Raw genomic sequence first — 15,730 nt, forward strand, 5'->3', positions numbered from 1 at the left:
GAAGGCCGCCTTGGGTGCGTTCAACGCAACCAAGGCCACATTGGGGCGCTCGGGGACCGGGTCGCTGTCACTGAACTTCGGACGCGCGACACTAGCGGAGCAGCTTCGCCAGCGGGGCCGCCAACTCTCCCCGCGCGCCCACTGCCACTCCCGACAAACCCAGCCACTCCGCCATGTGACGCAACTCCGCCGCCAGCTCCGGCAGCACGCGAGCCACGTCCGCACCCTCCTCCGCGAACGCTCCTTGGACCCGCAGCACCCCCGCCGCGCGGTCGGCCTTCAGGTCCACCCGGGCGACCAGCGAACCGTCCAGGAGGAACGGGAACACGTAATACCCGTACACCCTCTTCGGCTCCGGGACGTAGATCTCGATCCGGTAATGGAAGCCGAACAAGCGCTCGGTGCGGGCTCGCTCCCAGATCAGCGGGTCGAACGGGCACAGCAACGCCCGGCCCGCCACGTTCCGCGGTGTCCGAGCCGAAGCATGGCGGTACGCGACTTGCTTCCAGCCGCGGACCGCGAGGGGCTCCAGCTCTCCCGACTCCACCAGCTCCGCCACCGCCTGGCGGGCCGGGGCCGGGCCGAGGCGGTAGTAGTCGCGCAGGTCCGTCTCCGTTGCCACCCCCAGCGCCCGCGCCGAACGCGAAATCAAGCCCCGTGCGCCCTCCTCCGCGGACACCGAACGGGCCAGGATCTCCGGCGGGACCACTCGCTCGGTCAGGTCGTAGAGCCGCTCGAACGACCGGCGCGTGCCCGTGGTCAGCTGGCCGATGCCGAACAGGTACTCGCAGACGCGCTTGACCTCCGAGCGCTCCCACCACGAGCCCGGGCCGCGGCGCTGGGCGTCCGCTTCCACCGCGCGCTCGATGCCGCCCGCGCCGATCGGGCCCAGCTCCTTCACCACCGACAGGATCTCCTCGACCAGGCCCGGCGACTTCTCGATCAACGGCCCGTAGTGCCGCCACCAGCCGTCGCGCTTGGCGCCCGAGCGGATCAAGGGCCAGTCCTCGATCGGGAGCAGGCTCGCCTCGTGCGCCCACGTCTCCACCAGCATCCGCGGGCGACGCGCCGAGTGCGCCCACGCCGCTTCGTCGAGCAACGCCGGGTCGTACGCGCCCAGCCGCGAGAACACCGGCATGTAGTGCGCCCGGACCGCGACGTTCACCGAGTCCAGCTGCAGCAGCTGAACTCTCGACAACACCCGTTTCAGGTGCTGCCGCGAAGGCACGCCGGACGGACGCGGGTCGGTGAAGCCCTGTGCGGCCAGGAACGTCTTCCGGGCCGTCGAGACGCTGATCGTTTGCATGGTGTGCTCATGGTGCCACCCACCACCGACAAAAACCGGCGCCCCAGTATCTTCGGCCCATGAGCGACGCCGCCGTCCGTCCCGCCGATCTGTCCGACGCCGCGGAGATCGCCCGCATCCAGCGCGAAACCTGGCACGCCGCCTACGAGGACCTGCTCGGCAAGCAGGCCCTCGCGCAGCTGGACGCCACCGACCTCGCCGGCACCTGGACCGAGACCATCGACTACCCCGGCAGCCTCGTCTACGTCGCCACCGAGGGCGAGTTCACCGTCGGCTTCTGCGTCGCCGGCCAGGCCCCCGAAGACGAGGTCGCCGCCGCGGACGGCAGCCTGCCCGAGGACGCCGCGACCACCGGGCTGATCGCCACCCTGCTCGTCGAGCCGCGCTGGGGACGCCGCGGGCACGCCGGACGGCTACTCGCGACGGCCGCCGCGGGCCTGCGGGCCGACGGCGCCTCCCGGGGCATCGCCTGGGTCGCCCAGGGCGACCACGCCACCCTCGGCTTCTACCGCCGGGCCGGCTGGAACCCCGACGGCACCGTCCGCACCCTCGACACCGGCGAGCGCACCCTCCGCGAGGTCCGGCTCACCGGCACCCTCGACCTCGGTCTCAGCTGAGTCGCGGAAGATCACCCACCGCATCACGGCGTACATGAACACGCCCTCGCCGACGCCCGCGAGCACCCGCGAGACGTGGTATTCGACGCCCAGCGCCGTCAGCCCCGCGCCCACACCCAGCAGGAACGCCGCATAATTGACAACAATCGCACCTATGTAAAGCGCCAGTTGGATTCCGACGGCGGCGTGGGAATGGAAGTTGAACGTCCGGTTCAGCGCGAAGCTCAGCCCGAAGGCGCAGACGTACGCCAGCGTGATCGCCAGCCACACCGGCCAGCCGAGCACGCCGTGGAAGACGGTCAGCAGCGTGAGGTCGACACCGAACGTGAACCCGTTGATCAGGCAGAACCCGAGAAACGTCGGCGCCACGATCCGCGACAGACCCAAGGGCAGCACACGCACGACGGCCCGACACAGGGCGCCGAATCGGTCAGCGGGCGTACGGGGTTGCTCGGCGGCCACCTCGTCAGTGTTCCGGCGGAGAGTGACGGGAAGCCGTCCGGCAGGTGATCTTCTGGTGCGGACCACCGGCCGAAGACGGGGGCTAACCCCCGTGCGCGGAGATTTCGAACTGATAACTTGGAAGAACGCGAGCGGTTTTCAGGAGGTGACACGATGAGCTGGATCCTGCTGACGCTGGGCGTCGCGTTCGGTTCGGCCATCGTGCCGCTGATCAACGCCGAGGTCTTCCTGCTCGGGCTGTGCGCGAGCCAGCCGGGGCTGCACTGGCTGTGGCTCGGGGCGGCGGTGGCCGTCGGGCAGATCGCCGGGAAGACGCTGTACTACCTGGCCGCGCGCGGGACGATCAAGCTCCCGAAGCCATTGCACGACCGGCTGCACCGCGAGCGCCCGATGACGCCCCGGCGCGTGCGCTGGCAGCTGCGGACCAAGCGGATCCGCGGGTGGGTCGACGGGCTGCGCGAGCGCTGCCACCGGCACCCGCACTGGATGGCCGGGACGTACGGCGTGAGTTCCCTGGTCGGCCTGCCCCCGTTCATGGCGACGAGCGTGCTGGCCGGCCTGGTGCGGATGCGGCTCGCGACCTTCCTGACGACGGGGCTCGCCGGAAGGTGGATCCGCTTCAGTCTGATTGCGGCTTCACCCGCGGTGTTCGCGGGCTGGCTGCACCACTGAGAGCAACGCGGTCCACGCAGAGCGCGAGACGGTGAGCTGGCCGAGGTGACGGGCTTTCGTGTCCCGCACGCCAACAGTCTCGGCGAGGAGAACCTCGACGCATTCGATGTTTGCCGTATAGCTCGACTTCCGCCACGTCGACACGCTGCCTCCGACCTATCGCGCTGCCTCCCGAAGCAGTTCTCGCGAGACATCTTCGGACAATGCCTTGTCCAGCAAGACTTTAACGAGCTTGCGGTAGCTCGCGATAGCCTCCAACTCGTTGACGAAGGCGCTGGCGTGGTGGTGCTCGAGGAACACGATCGACGGATCGCTGGGGAAGTCGTAGAGAGCGAACATGCCGATCTTGCCGGGGTGGTAACCCACATCCGCGGGCACGATGCGCACTGAAATGTTAGATGTAACAGCTAAGGCGAGCAGGTGGTCGATCTGATCGGACATGGTGCCTGCTTCTCCGACCACCTCACGAATCGCCAGTTCGGAGATGATGGCCTTGAGTCGAACCGGCTCATACCCGGAGAGGATCCGCTGGCGTTTCAGCCGGGCCACCAGCCGCTCATCGACCACCTCCGCCTTGGTCTCGGCGGCGGACAGAAGAGTGCGGGCATAGTCGGGAGTCTGCAGCAGCCCGGGAATGATCTGCGGGGACCAGTTGGTGATCAAGCTGGCCGACCGTTCGCACTGCACCACCCCGGTGAGCGCCGCGGGGAGATCCGACGGGTTGGAGTCCAGCCAGTTGGGGTTCCTCACGTGCTGCACCAGGGCCAGAATCCGGTTGGTCACCACCCGATCCACCCGGAGGTACCCCAGAATCCGGGCCACCTCCTCGATCGGCGGCACCCGGATCCCCAGCTCCCACTGGGACAGCAACCGCGGATCAACCTCGAGTGCCCGCGCGAGCTCGCGCAACCCGAACTTCCGCGCTTCACGCACTTCGCGCAGCGACGCGGACAACGCCCGTGAACCAGGAGAAGACGAAGTCGGTTTCATGCGGGCGATAGTACGAAGCCCCCTCATTTCCCGAATGAACGACAACTGTCAGCGAATTGCCACACCACCGTCCCGGCGACCGCAACGACGAAAGCCCACCCTCCGATCGGCTCCACCAGCACCACCGTCAGAAAACAAAACGCCGAAAACCCGCCGAGCCCGCGCAGCACACCCCGCACCGTCGCCGCGGCCGCCGGCGGGCCGCCTTGCGCGTGCGCGAACACCGCCACCACGCTCGTCCCGGTCGGGAAGGGGGCCAGCACGCCCGTCAGGTCGGGGCCGAGGCGTCCGGCCGCCGCCGTCAGGGCCACCACGAGCCCGGCCGTTGCCGCCGCGCGGGCGGGCAGGTCCCACCACGGCAGCGTCACCGGCCCGGCTTCCCCCGGCTCCGGCAGCAACCGGCTACCCGCCCAAGCCGCCGCCAGCGCCAGCCCGAGCGCCACCCACACCGGCACCGGCGCATACGACAGCGCCAGATCCAGGGCCAGATCCAGCGCCAGGCACACGAGCCAGCCGGCCAGCAGGGTGCCGAGCCAGCCCCGGGCCCGGGACACCCGCGCGAACACCACCGCGAACGCGGCCAGCGACACCAGCCCCAGCAACGACGCCGACGCCGCCCGCGCGACGAACGCCGCCCCGTGCTCCAGGTACGTGATCAGCAGGATCGGGCCCGCGACCACGGGCATCGCCACCAGCAGACCCGTCACGCCCGCGCCCCAGCGCCGTCCGGCCAGCGACGAGCCGACCACCAGCAACGGCGCCAGGACGAGCTTCAGCAGCAGCGTCACCGGTTCGCCGCCGCCGCGATGCGCACGAAACCGCGCACCAGCGGGCTGCTCGCCGCTTTCGGCCACGCCACCACCAGCTCGCTCGGCGGGCGATCGGCCACCGGCACGATCCGCAGTCCGGGCGACACCGGCTGGTCGACCGGGGCGAGGGCGGCGATGCCGTTCCACAGCACCGCCTGCAGGCACTCCTGGATCGTCCGCAGGACCGGGGCGTCGGCACCGGGCGGGCCGCCCGTCCAGTAGGCCGTCCAGCGGGCGTCGGCGCTGTCCGGGAGCCGGACCCAGCGGCGGCCCGTCAACTCCGCCGTCGACACCTCGGGCCGGTCGGCCAGGGGGTCGTCGTCGCGCAGCACCACGCCCACCCGTACCTGGCGCAGCACGTGGACGCCGAGTCCCGCGCTGGCGAACGGCGTCCGGGTCAGCGTCACGTCGACCAGGCCGGCGCGCAAGCCCGCCGTCGGATCGGCCAGGTCCGTTTCGTGCACCCGGACGTCCACGTGCGGGTACTGCTCGCGGAACAGCGGGACCAGCCGGGCGCCGACCTGCTCCGCCGCGTCGGCCAGGGTGCCGATCGTCAGGGTCGCCGCGCCCGCCGCCGCGGTCACCCGGTCGCGGATGCGGCCCGCCTGGGCCAGCAGCGCGACGGCCTCGTCGAACAGGGCCGTTCCCGCGGCGGTGAGCGCGACGCCCTTGGGCGTGCGCTCGAACAGCGTCGCGCCCAGCTCGTCCTCCAGCCCGCGCACCGCCCGGCTCAGCGGCGGCTGCGCCATGTGCAGGCGGCTCGCCGCGCGGCCGATGTGCCGCTCCTCGGCCACCGCGACGAAGTACCGGAGCACCCGCAAGTCCATACCCCCACGGTATCGAGTTGCCGCAACCGGTCTTGGACGCCCTCGTCCCCGCGCGCCGATGATCGGACCATGCGCATCGGCACCTTCACCTACGACACGACCCGGGACCTGGCCGCCACCGTGGAAACCGCCGCCACGCTGCCCGAGATCTTCGAACGGGCGGTCCGCGGCGAATTCGACGTCGCCGAACTCGGCCTGACGTTCTACCTCCGGCTCCTCGAAGCAGGCACGCCCTTCGTGGCACTGCCGATCTTCCCCAACCGCGTCTTCCGGCACTCGTGCGTCTTCATCAACACGCGGTCGGGGATCACCGGTCCCGGCGACCTCACCGGCCGGACGATCGGCGAGTTCGGGACCTACGGGCAGGACTCCGGCGTCTGGGCCAAGGGCATCCTGATGGACGAGCACGGATTCCGGCCGGAGACGAACCGCTGGGTGATCGGCGGCCTCGAACACCCTTCCGAACCCTTCGGCTTCATCCCCCACCCGCACCCGGCCGCCGTCGACGTCACCACGGCCGGAGGGGGAAAGACGCTGAGCGCGATGCTCGCCACCGGCGAGATCGACGTGCTGTTCTCCGCCAACGTCCCGCAGTGCGCGCTCGACGGGCACCCGGACGTCGCCCGGCTCTTCCCGGACTTCGTCGCGCGGGAACGCGACTACCACCGCCGCACCGGGATCTTCCCGATCATGCACACCGTCGTCGTCCGGCGGGACCTCCTGCGGGACGATCCCGGCCTGGCCCGCCGCGTCTACACGATGTTCGAAGCCGCGAAGGACGCCGCCGCCGAGCGCTACCGCCGCGGCCGGCGGCTCTACCAGGTCCAGACCATGCTGCCGTGGACGAACGCGCTGGTCGACGAAACGCTCGACGAGTTCGGCGAAGACTGGTGGCCCTACGGGATTTCCGCCAACCGCGCCACCCTGGACACGTACCTGCGGTACCACCACGAACAGGGCTTGTCGGCACGCCGGTGGCGGATCGAAGAGATCTTCGCGCCGGAACTACTCGGCACGTGAGCGTTCGGCGGCTTCCAGCTCGATCGCCTTCTTCATCGTCTCGCGCGCCCGGCGGCGGTCGCCCGCGATGTCGTACGCGTACGCGAGCTTGTACCAGGCCCGCCAGTTCTCCTGGTCGGCCTCGAGCTCCGCGCGGCGCTGTCCGAACCACGCGTCGGCCGCCTCGCGATCCACCCGGCCCGACGGGCGACGCGGAAGGTCGGCGACGTCGGGGAGCGCCCCCTCGGCGTCCAGCTGCCGGGACAGGCGCTGGACCTGCAGGCCGTTGCGCCAGGTCACGACGACGACCCAGATACCCAGGACGGGCAGCAGCAGCACGCCCGCGCCGAGGGCGATCCCGACGCCCGTGCCCGTCTTGAACAGGGCGAACGCCCGATCCGCCAGCAGGAACAGGTAGACGATCAGCGCCGCCGTCAGCAGCAGCGCCACATTGCGAGCCTTCACAGGTCGAGGACGTTTTCCAGGCCGACCGTCAGGCCGGGGCGGTTCAGCACCTCACGCACGCCGAGCAGCACGCCCGGCATGAACGACGTCCGGTCGAGGGAGTCGTGCCGGATCGTCAGGGTCTCGCCCTCGCCGCCGAACAGGATCTCCTCGTGCGCGACCAGGCCCGGCAGGCGGACCGAGTGCACCCGGACCTCCTCGACCGAGGCGCCGCGGGCGCCGTCCAGCTCCGCCGTCGTCGCGTCCGGGCCCGGCGTCACGCCCGCTTCCGCACGGGCCGCGGCGATCATCCGGGCGGTGTGCGCCGCGGTGCCCGAAGGGGCGTCGGCCTTGCGGTTGTGGTGCAGCTCGATGATCTCGGCCGAGGCGTAGAACTTCGCCGCCTGGGCCGCGAACCGCATGGCCAGAACCGCGCCCAGGGCGAAGTTCGGCGCGATCAGCACGCCCAGCGACGGCTTCGGCTCGAGCAGGGCGCGCAGCTGGGAAAGGCGCTCCTCGCTGAAGCCCGTGGTGCCGACGACCGCGTGGATGTCGTGCTCGACCAGGTACTCCAGGTTGCCCATGACGGCGTCGGGGTGGGTGAAGTCGACGACCACCTGGGCGTCGGCCAGCGGGGCGAAGTCGTCGCCCGCGTCCAGCGCGGCCACGAGCTTCAGGTCCGAAGCGCCTTCGACGGCGTTCACCACCGTCGCGCCCATCCGGCCGCGCGCGCCGAGCACACCGACGTTGATGGTCATGAAGCGATCACCTCGTGCAGGTCGTCAGGAAGGTCGTCCGCGTGAGCGTACGGCCCGACGACCGCCGCCGCCGAGACCCCGCCCGGCCGCGCGAACAAAGTGCGAGCGAGCGCACACACGTCGTCGGTGGTCACCGCGTCGATGCGGGCGATCGTGTCGTCGACGCCCAGGTAGTGGCCGTAGTTGAGCTCGTTCTTGCCGATCCGCGACATCCGCGACGACGTGTCCTCCAGGCCCAGCACCAGGCCGCCGCGCAGCTGGCCCTTGGCGCGGGCCACCTCGGCGTCGGTGAGGCCGTCGACGCCGACCTTGTCGAGCACCTCGCGGATGACGCCGGCGACGTCGCCGAGCTTCTCCGGCTGGCAACCCGCGTACACGGCCATGTGCCCGGTGTCGGCGTAGCTCGCCACCGACGAGTACACCTGGTAGGCCAGGCCGCGCTGCTCCCGGATCTCCTGGAACAGCCGCGAGGACATCCCGCCGCCGAGGGCTGCGTTGAGCACCGACAGCGCGAAGCGACGGTCGTCGTGGCGCGACAGCGAGCGCAGGCCGAGCATGACGTGCGCCTGCTCGGTGTCGTCGGTGTGCAGGGCCAGCTTCGGCACGGTCTTGATCCGGGCGCGGCCCTCACGCGGCGCGATCGGCGACGCGGTCCCGTTCAGGCGCTCGCCGAGTGCCTTGCGGACCAGCCGCAGCACCTGGCTGTGGTCGATGTTGCCGGCCACGGAGAGGACCATCCGCGGCAGCGTGTACCGGCGCTTGTAGAAGTTCCGCAGCGCCGCGGGCGACATCTCCACGATCGACTTCTCGGTGCCGAGCACCGGGCGGCCGAGCGCGTGCTCGCCGAGGATCGCCGTCACGAACGTCTCGTGCAGCAGGTCCTCGGGGTCGTCGTCGCGCATCGAGATCTCTTCGAGGACGACGCTGCGCTCCATGTCCATGTCGCGGTCGGTGCACAGCGCCTCGAACACGACGTCGGTGACCAGGTCCACGGCGAGCGGGAGGTCGGCGTCGAGCACCTGCGCGTAGTAGCAGGTGTGCTCCTTCGCCGTGAAGGCGTTGAACTCACCGCCGACGGCGTCGATCTCCTCGGCGATCTGCGTGGCGTCGCGGTGCTTGGTGCCCTTGAACAGCAGGTGCTCGAGGTAGTGCGCGGCGCCGGCGACGGCGGCGGGCTCGTCGCGGGAGCCGATGCCGACCCACAGCCCGACCGTGGCCGAGCGGGACGCGGGAACGTGCTCGGTGATCACGCGCAGGCCGCCGGGCAGGACACTGCGCTTGACGACCGCACCGTCCGGAGTGGACTCGAGCGTGCGGGTGGTGCCGACGGGCTGCTCGTGCCCGGAAACCTGCCGTGCCATGGGTTCCTTACTCACCTTGCCGTGAAGGCCACCTCGGGAGTCCCCCGAGGTGGCCTTCACGGACCGATATTTCGCAGAACTGCGGCCTTACTTGGCGTCGGCCTTCTCGGCGTCGGCGGCGGGAGCCTCAGCGTCGGCGGGCTTCGCGGGCTCGTCTTCCTTGACGACGATCAGGCTGATCTTGCCGCGGTTGTCGATGTCGGCGATCTCGACGCGGAGCTTGTCGCCCACGTTGACCACGTCTTCGACCTTGTTGATCCGCTTGCCGTTGCCCAGCTTGGAGATGTGCACCAGGCCGTCCTTGCCCGGCAGCAGCGAGACGAACGCGCCGAACGCGGCCGTCTTCACCACGGTGCCGAGGAAGCGCTCGCCGACCTTGGGCAGCTGCGGGTTGGCGATGGCGTTGATCAGGTCGATCGCCGCCTCCGCCGACGGGCCGTCGGCCGCGCCCACGTAGATCGTGCCGTCGTCCTCGATGGAGATGTCGGCACCGGTCTGCTCGGTGATCGAGTTGATCATCTTGCCCTTCGGGCCGATGACCTCGCCGATCTTGTCGACCGGGATCTTCACCGAGGTGACGCGCGGCGAGTACGGGCTCATCTCGTCCGGGCTGTCGATCGCCTCGGCGATGACCTCCAGGATGGTGAGCCGGGCGTCCTTCGCCTGCTTCAGCGCGGCCGCGAGGACCTCCGACGGGATGCCGTCGAGCTTCGTGTCCAGCTGCAGCGCGGTGATGATGTCCTTGGTGCCGGCGACCTTGAAGTCCATGTCGCCCAGGGCGTCCTCGGCACCGAGGATGTCGGTGAGCGCGACGTAGCGCGTCTCGCCGTCGACCTCGTCGGAGACCAGGCCCATCGCGATGCCCGCGACCGGCGCCTTCAGCGGCACACCGGCGTTGTACAGCGCCATGGTGGACGCGCAGACCGAGCCCATCGAGGTCGAGCCGTTGGAGCCCAGCGCCTCGGAGACCTGGCGGATCGCGTACGGGAACTCGTCCCGCTTCGGCAGCACCGGCACCAGGGCACGCTCGGCGAGCATGCCGTGGCCGATCTCGCGGCGCTTCGGCGAACCGACGCGCCCGGTCTCGCCGGTGGAGAACGGCGGGAAGTTGTAGTGGTGCATGTAGCGCTTGTGCGTCTCCGGCGACAGCGAGTCGATCTGCTGCTCCAGGCGCAGCATGTTCAGCGTGGTGACGCCCAGGATCTGGGTCTCGCCGCGCTCGAACAGCGCCGAACCGTGCGCCCGCGGGATCACGGCAACCTCGGCCGAGAGCGACCGGATGTCGGTGAGGCCACGGCCGTCCATGCGGATCTTCTCCGTGAGGACGCGCTGGCGCATGATCTTCTTCGTCAGGGCCTTGAACGCCCCGCCGATCTCCTTGTCGCGGCCCTCGAAGGCTTCGCCTTCGCCCAGGCCGACCTTCGCCAGGACGGCGGCCTTGACCTCGTCGGTCGCGGCGTCGCGATCCTGCTTGCCCGGGATCTGCAGCGCGCGGGCCAGGTCGTCGGTGGCGATCGCCGCGACGGCCTCGTAGACGTCCTGCTCGTAGGCCAGGAAGACCGGGAACTCGCCGGTCGGCTTGGCGGCGACGTCGGCCAGCTTCTGCTGGGCCTCGCACAGCACCTTGATGAACGGCTTCGCGGCTTCGAGGCCCGCGGCGACCGCGGCCTCGTCCGGCGCCTTGCCGCCGGCGGCGATCAGGTCGAGCGTGTGCTCGGTGCCCTCGGCCTCGACCATCATGATCGCGACGTCTTCACCGACGATGCGGCCGGCGACGACCATGTTGAAGGTCGCCTTCTCCAGCTGCGACCAGGTCGGGAACGCGACCCACTGGTCCTCGACCAGCGCGACGCGCACGCCGCCGACCGGGCCGGAGAACGGCAGGCCGGCGATCTGGGTCGACGCCGACGCGGCGTTGATGGCCAGCACGTCGTACGGGTCGTCCGGGTTGAGGCTCTGGACGGTGATGACGACCTGGATCTCGTTGCGGAGACCGTCGGTGAACGACGGGCGCAGCGGCCGGTCGATCAGGCGGCAGGTCAGGATCGCGTCGGTCGACGGGCGGCCCTCGCGGCGGAAGAACGCGCCGGGGATGCGGCCGGCCGCGTACATGCGCTCCTCGACGTCCACCGTCAGGGGGAAGAAGTCGAAGTGGTCCTTCGGGTGCTTCGACGCGGTCGTCGCCGAGAGCAGCATGGTCTCTTCGTCGAGGTACGCGACGACGGCGCCGGCGGCCTGCTTGGCCAGGCGGCCCGTCTCGAAGCGGACGGTGCGGGTGCCGAACCGGCCGTTGTCGATCACGGCTTCGGTCTCGTGCACGGTGACTCCGGTGGAGTCGGTCATAGATTGTTCTCCTCTTTGGTTCCTTCGTACGACGCGAGTCTCCCACCCTGGGACCCATTTCGCCTGAGGACGCTCGAGGAATGAGGCCGGTCTTCGATCGAAGCCCCCGGGACGCTTCCCGGGAACCACTACCGAGGACCGGCGGACGGACCCTCGTGCGCGCTCGCGCCGTTTCTTCGGTTTGCCTAGACCAGGGGGGAGCGACCGGCGGCCACTCCCCCCTGGGTTCGAGCTATCGGCGCAGGCCGAGGCGCTGGATCAGCGCACGGTAACGCTCGATGTCCACCTTCATCACGTAGTTCAGCAGCCGGCGGCGGCGGCCGACCAGCAGCAGGAGCCCGCGACGCGAGTGGTGGTCGTGCTTGTGAGCCTTGAGGTGCTCGGTGAGGCCGACGATCCGCTTGGTCAGCAGCGCGACCTGGGCCTCGGGGGATCCCGTGTCCGAGTCGTGCACGCCGTACTCGGCCAGGATCGACTTCTTCTCTTCGGTGGACAGCGCCACTTGTGTTGCTCCTCGAAATAATCAGTGCCGTGCGGCCCCGGGCGTGGATGCACGCCGGGAAGACGGTCACGGCCGCCACGGACTGCAGCCGGACCCGAACGTTGAGGTTACCAGCCCGCTGAACAGCGCCTTCAGGTGCGTGCGTTCAGCCGCGGTCCAGCTCGAAGGCACGGGCCACGCGGTACCGGGGGCCACCCGGCTCGCGCTCGCTGGCCATCAGGACCACTTCCGCGGCCTGCCACCACCGGCTCGTGAAACCACCGAAGCACTTGGTCCAACGCGCGGCGAGCCCGGGTTCTTCCCGGGGGAACCGCGCCAGCGTGAGGTGGGGCACGTACGGCCTCGCCTCGGCACCGGCCCCCCGCGTCGAGCGCGAGCGGCGTCAGCTCGCTTCCGGCGGCAGTCAACCACAGCACTCCGGGGAACGTCGCGGCCTTTTCCAGCCGGACGTCGACCGCCGGGCGCCCGGCCAGCCGCTCGCCCAGCCAGGCGGCGCGGGTTTCGACGTCGTCCGGCCCGTAGTAGGCGAGGGTGACGTGCCAGCGCTCCGGCGGCTCCCAGCGCAGGCCGTCGCCGGGTTCCCCGAGCACCTCGGCGATGGCCTCGACGACGTCGTCCGGCGGGAGCAGCGCGCTGAACAGGACCGGCATCAGGCGCCGTTGCCCGCCCGGCGGAGCAGGTCGGCGATGGCCGGGAAGTCGTCGTCGAGACGCTTGGCGGCTTCGCCGAGGTCCTCGTCCTCGGCCAGGTCGCGCAGGTAGGCGAGGACCTTCTGATCGTCGTTGACCACCGGGATGTTGTCGCGCCCGACGGTGGGGCGGGAGTCGCGGACGTCCTCCATCGCGGCCAGCATCGCGTCGCGGTTGCCGGCGGCGACCTCGGGCACCAGGATCTTGCGCTCGAGCATGATCATCCTGGCCAGCACGACCGGGTTGCCGATCTTCGCCCGCCGCCCGCTCATCACCTGGCTGAGCATGGGGGCGCTGATCCCGAGGACCTCGGCCAGGAACGCCTGCGAAACGTCGAACGCGACCACGAGCCGGCGCACGCGGTCACCGAGCGGCTCCCCGTACCACTCGCGCTGCAACGCGATGTTCCGCTGGACGATCTTGTGGTCCTCCACCAGTCTCCCGCTCCCCTGTTTCACTGCGCGCACACCGTCCGTGAGCATCTTGCCATCGCGGTCACGTGCGTGGACGCGGAATCCCCTATTCGTCCCCGGTCAGGGCGCCCGGGGGCAGTTCGAGTGCCTTTCTCGTCTCGACCACGTCGTCGTCGATCTGCGCGACCAGCCCGGCCGAGTCGGCGAACCGCACCTGATCACGCAGCCGCGTCACGAAGTCGATGGCCACGTGCTGGCCGTAGAAGTCCTCGTCGACGTCGAGGACGAACGCCTCCACGGTCCGCTCGCGCCCGGAGAACGTCGGGTTGGTGCCCACCGAGACCGCGGCCCGCAGCCGGCGCGCCGGGTCGGCCGAACGGGTGAACCACGCGCTGTAGACGCCGTCGGCCGGGACCGCGGCGAAGCGCGGGGTCGACAGGTTCGCCGTCGGGTAGCCGAGCTCGTGGCCCCGGCCGTCGCCGCGGACGACGATCCCCTCCAGGCGGTGCGGGCGGCCGAGCGCTTCGGCGGCGGCGACCACGTCACCGGCGTCGATGCAGGACCGGACGTAGGTGCTCGAGAACGTGATCGCCGATTGGTCCTCTTCGGACAGTTCCTTGCCCTGCAGCTCGGCGCCGAACGCGGCGAAGCCGAACCGGCGGCCCAAGGTGCGGAGCAGGGCGACGTCGCCGGCCGCCTTGGCGCCGAAGGTGAAGTTGTCGCCGACGATCACCGTGGCCGCGTGCAGCCGGTCGACCAGCACCTCGTGCACGAACTCCTCCGGCAGCAGCCGGGACAGCTCGAGGGTGAACGGCAGCACGCAGAAGACGTCGACACCGAGGCCCTCGACGATCTCGGCCTTGCGCCGCAACGTCGTCAGCTGCGCCGGGTGGCTGCCCGGGCGCAGCACCTCCGACGGGTGCGGGTCGAACGTCAGCATGACGCTCGGCAGGCCGCGCTCGGCCGCCGCCGTCACCGTCCGGCTGATCAGCTCTTGGTGCCCGCGGTGGACACCGTCGAACACGCCGATGGTGACCACGCACCGGCCCCAGCTGCCGGGAAGGTCCCCCAGTCCACGCCACCGCAGCACGTCACACTCCCGTCTCTCGAGCCCACCCTAGGCTGGCAGCAACACGACCACCGCGCGGGACACACCCTGTTCGTCGGCGGCCAGGGCGAGCACCCGGCCGTCGGGACCGAAGAGCCCGTAGGTGCCTTCGACGCCGGCCGCCGGGATGCGCTGGCCGTGGCGGACCGCTTTCGCCGTGGCGGCGTCGAGGTCGCGCCGCGGGAACGCGGCGGCGACGGCGGCGTCGAGGTCGAGGCTCAGTTCGGGCTGCTCTTCGAGCTGGTCGAGGGTCCTCGCCTTGGCGAGGGTGAAGGGGCCGACCGTGGTGCGCCGGAGGGCCTGCAGGTGGCCGCCGACGCCGAGGTCCGCGCCCAGGTCACGGGCCAGCGCGCGGACGTAGGTGCCGGACGAGCACTCGACGACGGCGTCGACCTCGACGTGGTCCTCCTCGTGGCGGACGGCGAGGACGTCGAAGCGGTAGACGGTGACCGGGCGGGCCGGGATGACGACGTCCTCGCCGGCGCGGACGCGGGCGTAGGCGCGCTTGCCGTCGATCTTGACCGCGCTGACCGCGCTGGGCACCTGCTGCAGGTCACCGGTCAGCTTGGCGACCCCGGCCGCGATGTCTTCGTCTCGCACGCCCGCGGTGCCGGCCCGCGTGAGGACTTCGCCCTCGGCGTCGTCGGTCGTGGTGCTGCTGCCGAGGTTCAGGGTGGCCAGGTAGGTCTTGCGGTCCAGGGCCAGGTGGCCGAGCAGCTTGGTGGCGCGCTCGATGCCGAGCACCAGCACGCCGGTCGCCATCGGGTCGAGCGTGCCGGCGTGCCCGACCTTGCGGGTGCCCATGATCCGGCGGGCGCGCGCGACGACGTCGTGCGACGTCATGCCGGCGGGCTTGTCGACGATGACGAGGCCGGGAGGCGGGGCGGGACGGCGGGGCGGTTTCGGGCTGGACACGCGGCAAACCCTAGCGGCCGCTCGCTGTGGAACGGAGGACGCCTCGGGCGCCACGATGGAGGCGTGACGGAGATCGAAGTCCGGGCCGCCCGGCCCGCCGAACTGGAAACGGTCGCCGGACTCCGGTGGCGCTGGGTGGCGGAGCAGGACGGCCTCCCCGGCGACGGCCGCGCCGCGTTCGTGCGCGAGTTCGCCGCGTGGGTGCGGGAGAACGCGGCCACCCACCACTGCCTCGTCGTCGTGCGCGAGGGGCGGGTGCTCGGGATGGCGTTCCTGGCGGTCACCGCGCGCGTGCCGACCCCGGCGGCGTTCTCGCGGGCCTGCGGTGACGTGCAGAGCGTGTACGTCGTCCCGGAAGCGCGCGACGGCGGCCTCGGCGGCCGGCTGATCGACGGCGTCCTGCGGCTGGCCGGGGAGCTGGGGCTGGAACGGGTCACCGTGCACTCGTCGTCGCGGGCCGTGCCCGCCTACCGGCGGCGCGGGTTCGCGGTCGCGCCCCAGCTGCTGCAGGCGGT

General features: G+C 70.9%; 16 protein-coding genes and 3 pseudogenes. 4 read left to right on the top strand and 15 right to left on the bottom strand.

What is annotated here, in order from left to right; translation table 11 throughout:
- Positions 1-91: 91 nt before the first annotated feature.
- On the bottom strand, positions 92-1,306 hold the full coding sequence (locus AB0M30_RS37375) for a crosslink repair DNA glycosylase YcaQ family protein (RefSeq protein ID WP_364594176.1): 1,215 nt from the start codon (positions 1,304-1,306) through the stop codon (positions 92-94).
- A gap of 59 nt (positions 1,307-1,365) precedes the next feature.
- Between AB0M30_RS37375 and AB0M30_RS37380 the strand changes: the two genes are divergently transcribed.
- Entirely contained in the window at positions 1,366-1,923 is a 558-nt protein-coding gene (locus AB0M30_RS37380; protein WP_364594179.1) for a GNAT family N-acetyltransferase, read from the top strand.
- A 66-nt stretch (positions 1,924-1,989) separates the two neighbouring features.
- Here the strand turns inward: AB0M30_RS37380 and AB0M30_RS37385 are convergent.
- Positions 1,990-2,451: pseudogene (locus tag AB0M30_RS37385) on the bottom strand (GtrA family protein); the annotation flags it as partial.
- An 87-nt stretch (positions 2,452-2,538) separates the two neighbouring features.
- On the opposite strand from AB0M30_RS37385, the gene AB0M30_RS37390 reads away from it, so the two are divergent.
- On the top strand, positions 2,539-3,057 hold the full coding sequence (locus tag AB0M30_RS37390) for a hypothetical protein (protein ID WP_360179913.1): 519 nt from the start codon (positions 2,539-2,541) through the stop codon (positions 3,055-3,057).
- Here AB0M30_RS37390 and AB0M30_RS37395 read toward each other — a convergent pair.
- The 4 genes from AB0M30_RS37395 to AB0M30_RS37410 are packed head-to-tail and all read right to left on the bottom strand — an operon-like array spanning position 3,022 to position 5,683.
- Positions 3,022-3,201, bottom strand: a complete 180-nt coding sequence (locus AB0M30_RS37395) for a DUF397 domain-containing protein (protein WP_364594181.1) — start codon at positions 3,199-3,201, stop codon at positions 3,022-3,024. The genes AB0M30_RS37390 and AB0M30_RS37395 overlap by 36 nt on opposite strands.
- 12 nt (positions 3,202-3,213) lie before the next feature.
- Positions 3,214-4,047: a Scr1 family TA system antitoxin-like transcriptional regulator gene (locus AB0M30_RS37400; RefSeq protein ID WP_364594184.1), complete on the bottom strand. Its 834-nt coding sequence runs from the start codon at positions 4,045-4,047 to the stop codon at positions 3,214-3,216.
- A gap of 23 nt (positions 4,048-4,070) precedes the next feature.
- Positions 4,071-4,835 (bottom strand): hypothetical protein, encoded by a 765-nt coding sequence (locus tag AB0M30_RS37405; RefSeq protein WP_364594187.1) that lies wholly within the window; start codon positions 4,833-4,835, stop codon positions 4,071-4,073.
- Positions 4,832-5,683, bottom strand: a complete 852-nt coding sequence (locus tag AB0M30_RS37410; RefSeq protein ID WP_364594190.1) for a LysR substrate-binding domain-containing protein — start codon at positions 5,681-5,683, stop codon at positions 4,832-4,834. The genes AB0M30_RS37405 and AB0M30_RS37410 overlap by 4 nt, the downstream gene beginning before the upstream one ends.
- 69 nt (positions 5,684-5,752) lie before the next feature.
- Here AB0M30_RS37410 and AB0M30_RS37415 point away from each other — a divergent pair, with 69 nt between their 5' ends.
- Positions 5,753-6,703: a 4,5-dihydroxyphthalate decarboxylase gene (locus AB0M30_RS37415; protein ID WP_364594192.1), complete on the top strand. Its 951-nt coding sequence runs from the start codon at positions 5,753-5,755 to the stop codon at positions 6,701-6,703.
- Here AB0M30_RS37415 and AB0M30_RS37420 read toward each other — a convergent pair.
- The 9 genes and pseudogenes from AB0M30_RS37420 to truB form a co-directional block, all read right to left on the bottom strand.
- Positions 6,689-7,147 carry a tetratricopeptide repeat protein gene (locus tag AB0M30_RS37420; RefSeq protein WP_364594195.1) on the bottom strand — a complete coding sequence of 153 codons (459 nt, stop codon included), beginning with the start codon at positions 7,145-7,147 and terminating at the stop codon, positions 6,689-6,691. The genes AB0M30_RS37415 and AB0M30_RS37420 overlap by 15 nt on opposite strands.
- Positions 7,144-7,884: a 4-hydroxy-tetrahydrodipicolinate reductase gene (dapB, locus tag AB0M30_RS37425; protein WP_364594198.1), complete on the bottom strand. Its 741-nt coding sequence runs from the start codon at positions 7,882-7,884 to the stop codon at positions 7,144-7,146. The genes AB0M30_RS37420 and dapB overlap by 4 nt, the downstream gene beginning before the upstream one ends.
- Positions 7,881-9,245, bottom strand: coding sequence for a pitrilysin family protein (locus AB0M30_RS37430; RefSeq protein ID WP_364594201.1), 1,365 nt, complete (start codon positions 9,243-9,245; stop codon positions 7,881-7,883). Before AB0M30_RS37430 ends, dapB begins: the two co-directional genes overlap by 4 nt.
- A gap of 87 nt (positions 9,246-9,332) precedes the next feature.
- Complete coding sequence (locus AB0M30_RS37435; protein ID WP_364594204.1) at positions 9,333-11,588, bottom strand: polyribonucleotide nucleotidyltransferase; 2,256 nt, start codon at positions 11,586-11,588, stop codon at positions 9,333-9,335.
- A 232-nt stretch (positions 11,589-11,820) separates the two neighbouring features.
- Positions 11,821-12,090 carry a 30S ribosomal protein S15 gene (gene rpsO, locus AB0M30_RS37440; RefSeq protein WP_003084034.1) on the bottom strand — a complete coding sequence of 90 codons (270 nt, stop codon included), beginning with the start codon at positions 12,088-12,090 and terminating at the stop codon, positions 11,821-11,823.
- Between the two features lie 145 nt (positions 12,091-12,235).
- Positions 12,236-12,740: pseudogene (gene thpR / locus AB0M30_RS37445) on the bottom strand (RNA 2',3'-cyclic phosphodiesterase).
- The gene (locus AB0M30_RS37450; protein ID WP_103335084.1) at positions 12,740-13,213 is read right to left on the bottom strand and encodes a helix-turn-helix transcriptional regulator; all 474 of its coding nucleotides are present in this window, start codon (positions 13,211-13,213) and stop codon (positions 12,740-12,742) included. Before AB0M30_RS37450 ends, thpR begins: the two are co-directional and overlap by 1 nt.
- A gap of 85 nt (positions 13,214-13,298) precedes the next feature.
- Positions 13,299-14,282, bottom strand: coding sequence for a bifunctional riboflavin kinase/FAD synthetase (locus AB0M30_RS37455; RefSeq protein WP_364594207.1), 984 nt, complete (start codon positions 14,280-14,282; stop codon positions 13,299-13,301).
- A 27-nt stretch (positions 14,283-14,309) separates the two neighbouring features.
- Positions 14,310-15,215 carry a tRNA pseudouridine(55) synthase TruB gene (gene truB / locus AB0M30_RS37460; protein ID WP_364594210.1) on the bottom strand — a complete coding sequence of 302 codons (906 nt, stop codon included), beginning with the start codon at positions 15,213-15,215 and terminating at the stop codon, positions 14,310-14,312.
- A 63-nt stretch (positions 15,216-15,278) separates the two neighbouring features.
- Between truB and AB0M30_RS37465 the strand changes: the two are divergent.
- Positions 15,279-15,725 (top strand): annotated as a pseudogene (locus AB0M30_RS37465) (GNAT family N-acetyltransferase); the annotation flags it as partial.
- Positions 15,726-15,730 lie beyond the last annotated feature (5 nt).

This window comes from Amycolatopsis sp. NPDC051716, assembly GCF_040681595.1.
GTDB lineage: Bacteria > Actinomycetota > Actinomycetes > Mycobacteriales > Pseudonocardiaceae > Amycolatopsis.

Coding starts and splice junctions, on each gene's coding strand:
- AB0M30_RS37375 (WP_364594176.1), bottom strand. CDS start 1,306: ATGCAAACGATCAGCGTCTCGACGGCCCGGAAGACGTTCCTGGCCGCA.
- AB0M30_RS37380 (WP_364594179.1), top strand. CDS start 1,366: ATGAGCGACGCCGCCGTCCGTCCCGCCGATCTGTCCGACGCCGCGGAG.
- AB0M30_RS37390 (WP_360179913.1), top strand. CDS start 2,539: ATGAGCTGGATCCTGCTGACGCTGGGCGTCGCGTTCGGTTCGGCCATC.
- AB0M30_RS37400 (WP_364594184.1), bottom strand. CDS start 4,047: ATGAAACCGACTTCGTCTTCTCCTGGTTCACGGGCGTTGTCCGCGTCG.
- AB0M30_RS37410 (WP_364594190.1), bottom strand. CDS start 5,683: ATGGACTTGCGGGTGCTCCGGTACTTCGTCGCGGTGGCCGAGGAGCGG.
- AB0M30_RS37415 (WP_364594192.1), top strand. CDS start 5,753: ATGCGCATCGGCACCTTCACCTACGACACGACCCGGGACCTGGCCGCC.
- dapB (WP_364594198.1), bottom strand. CDS start 7,884: ATGACCATCAACGTCGGTGTGCTCGGCGCGCGCGGCCGGATGGGCGCG.
- AB0M30_RS37430 (WP_364594201.1), bottom strand. CDS start 9,245: ATGGCACGGCAGGTTTCCGGGCACGAGCAGCCCGTCGGCACCACCCGC.
- AB0M30_RS37435 (WP_364594204.1), bottom strand. CDS start 11,588: ATGACCGACTCCACCGGAGTCACCGTGCACGAGACCGAAGCCGTGATC.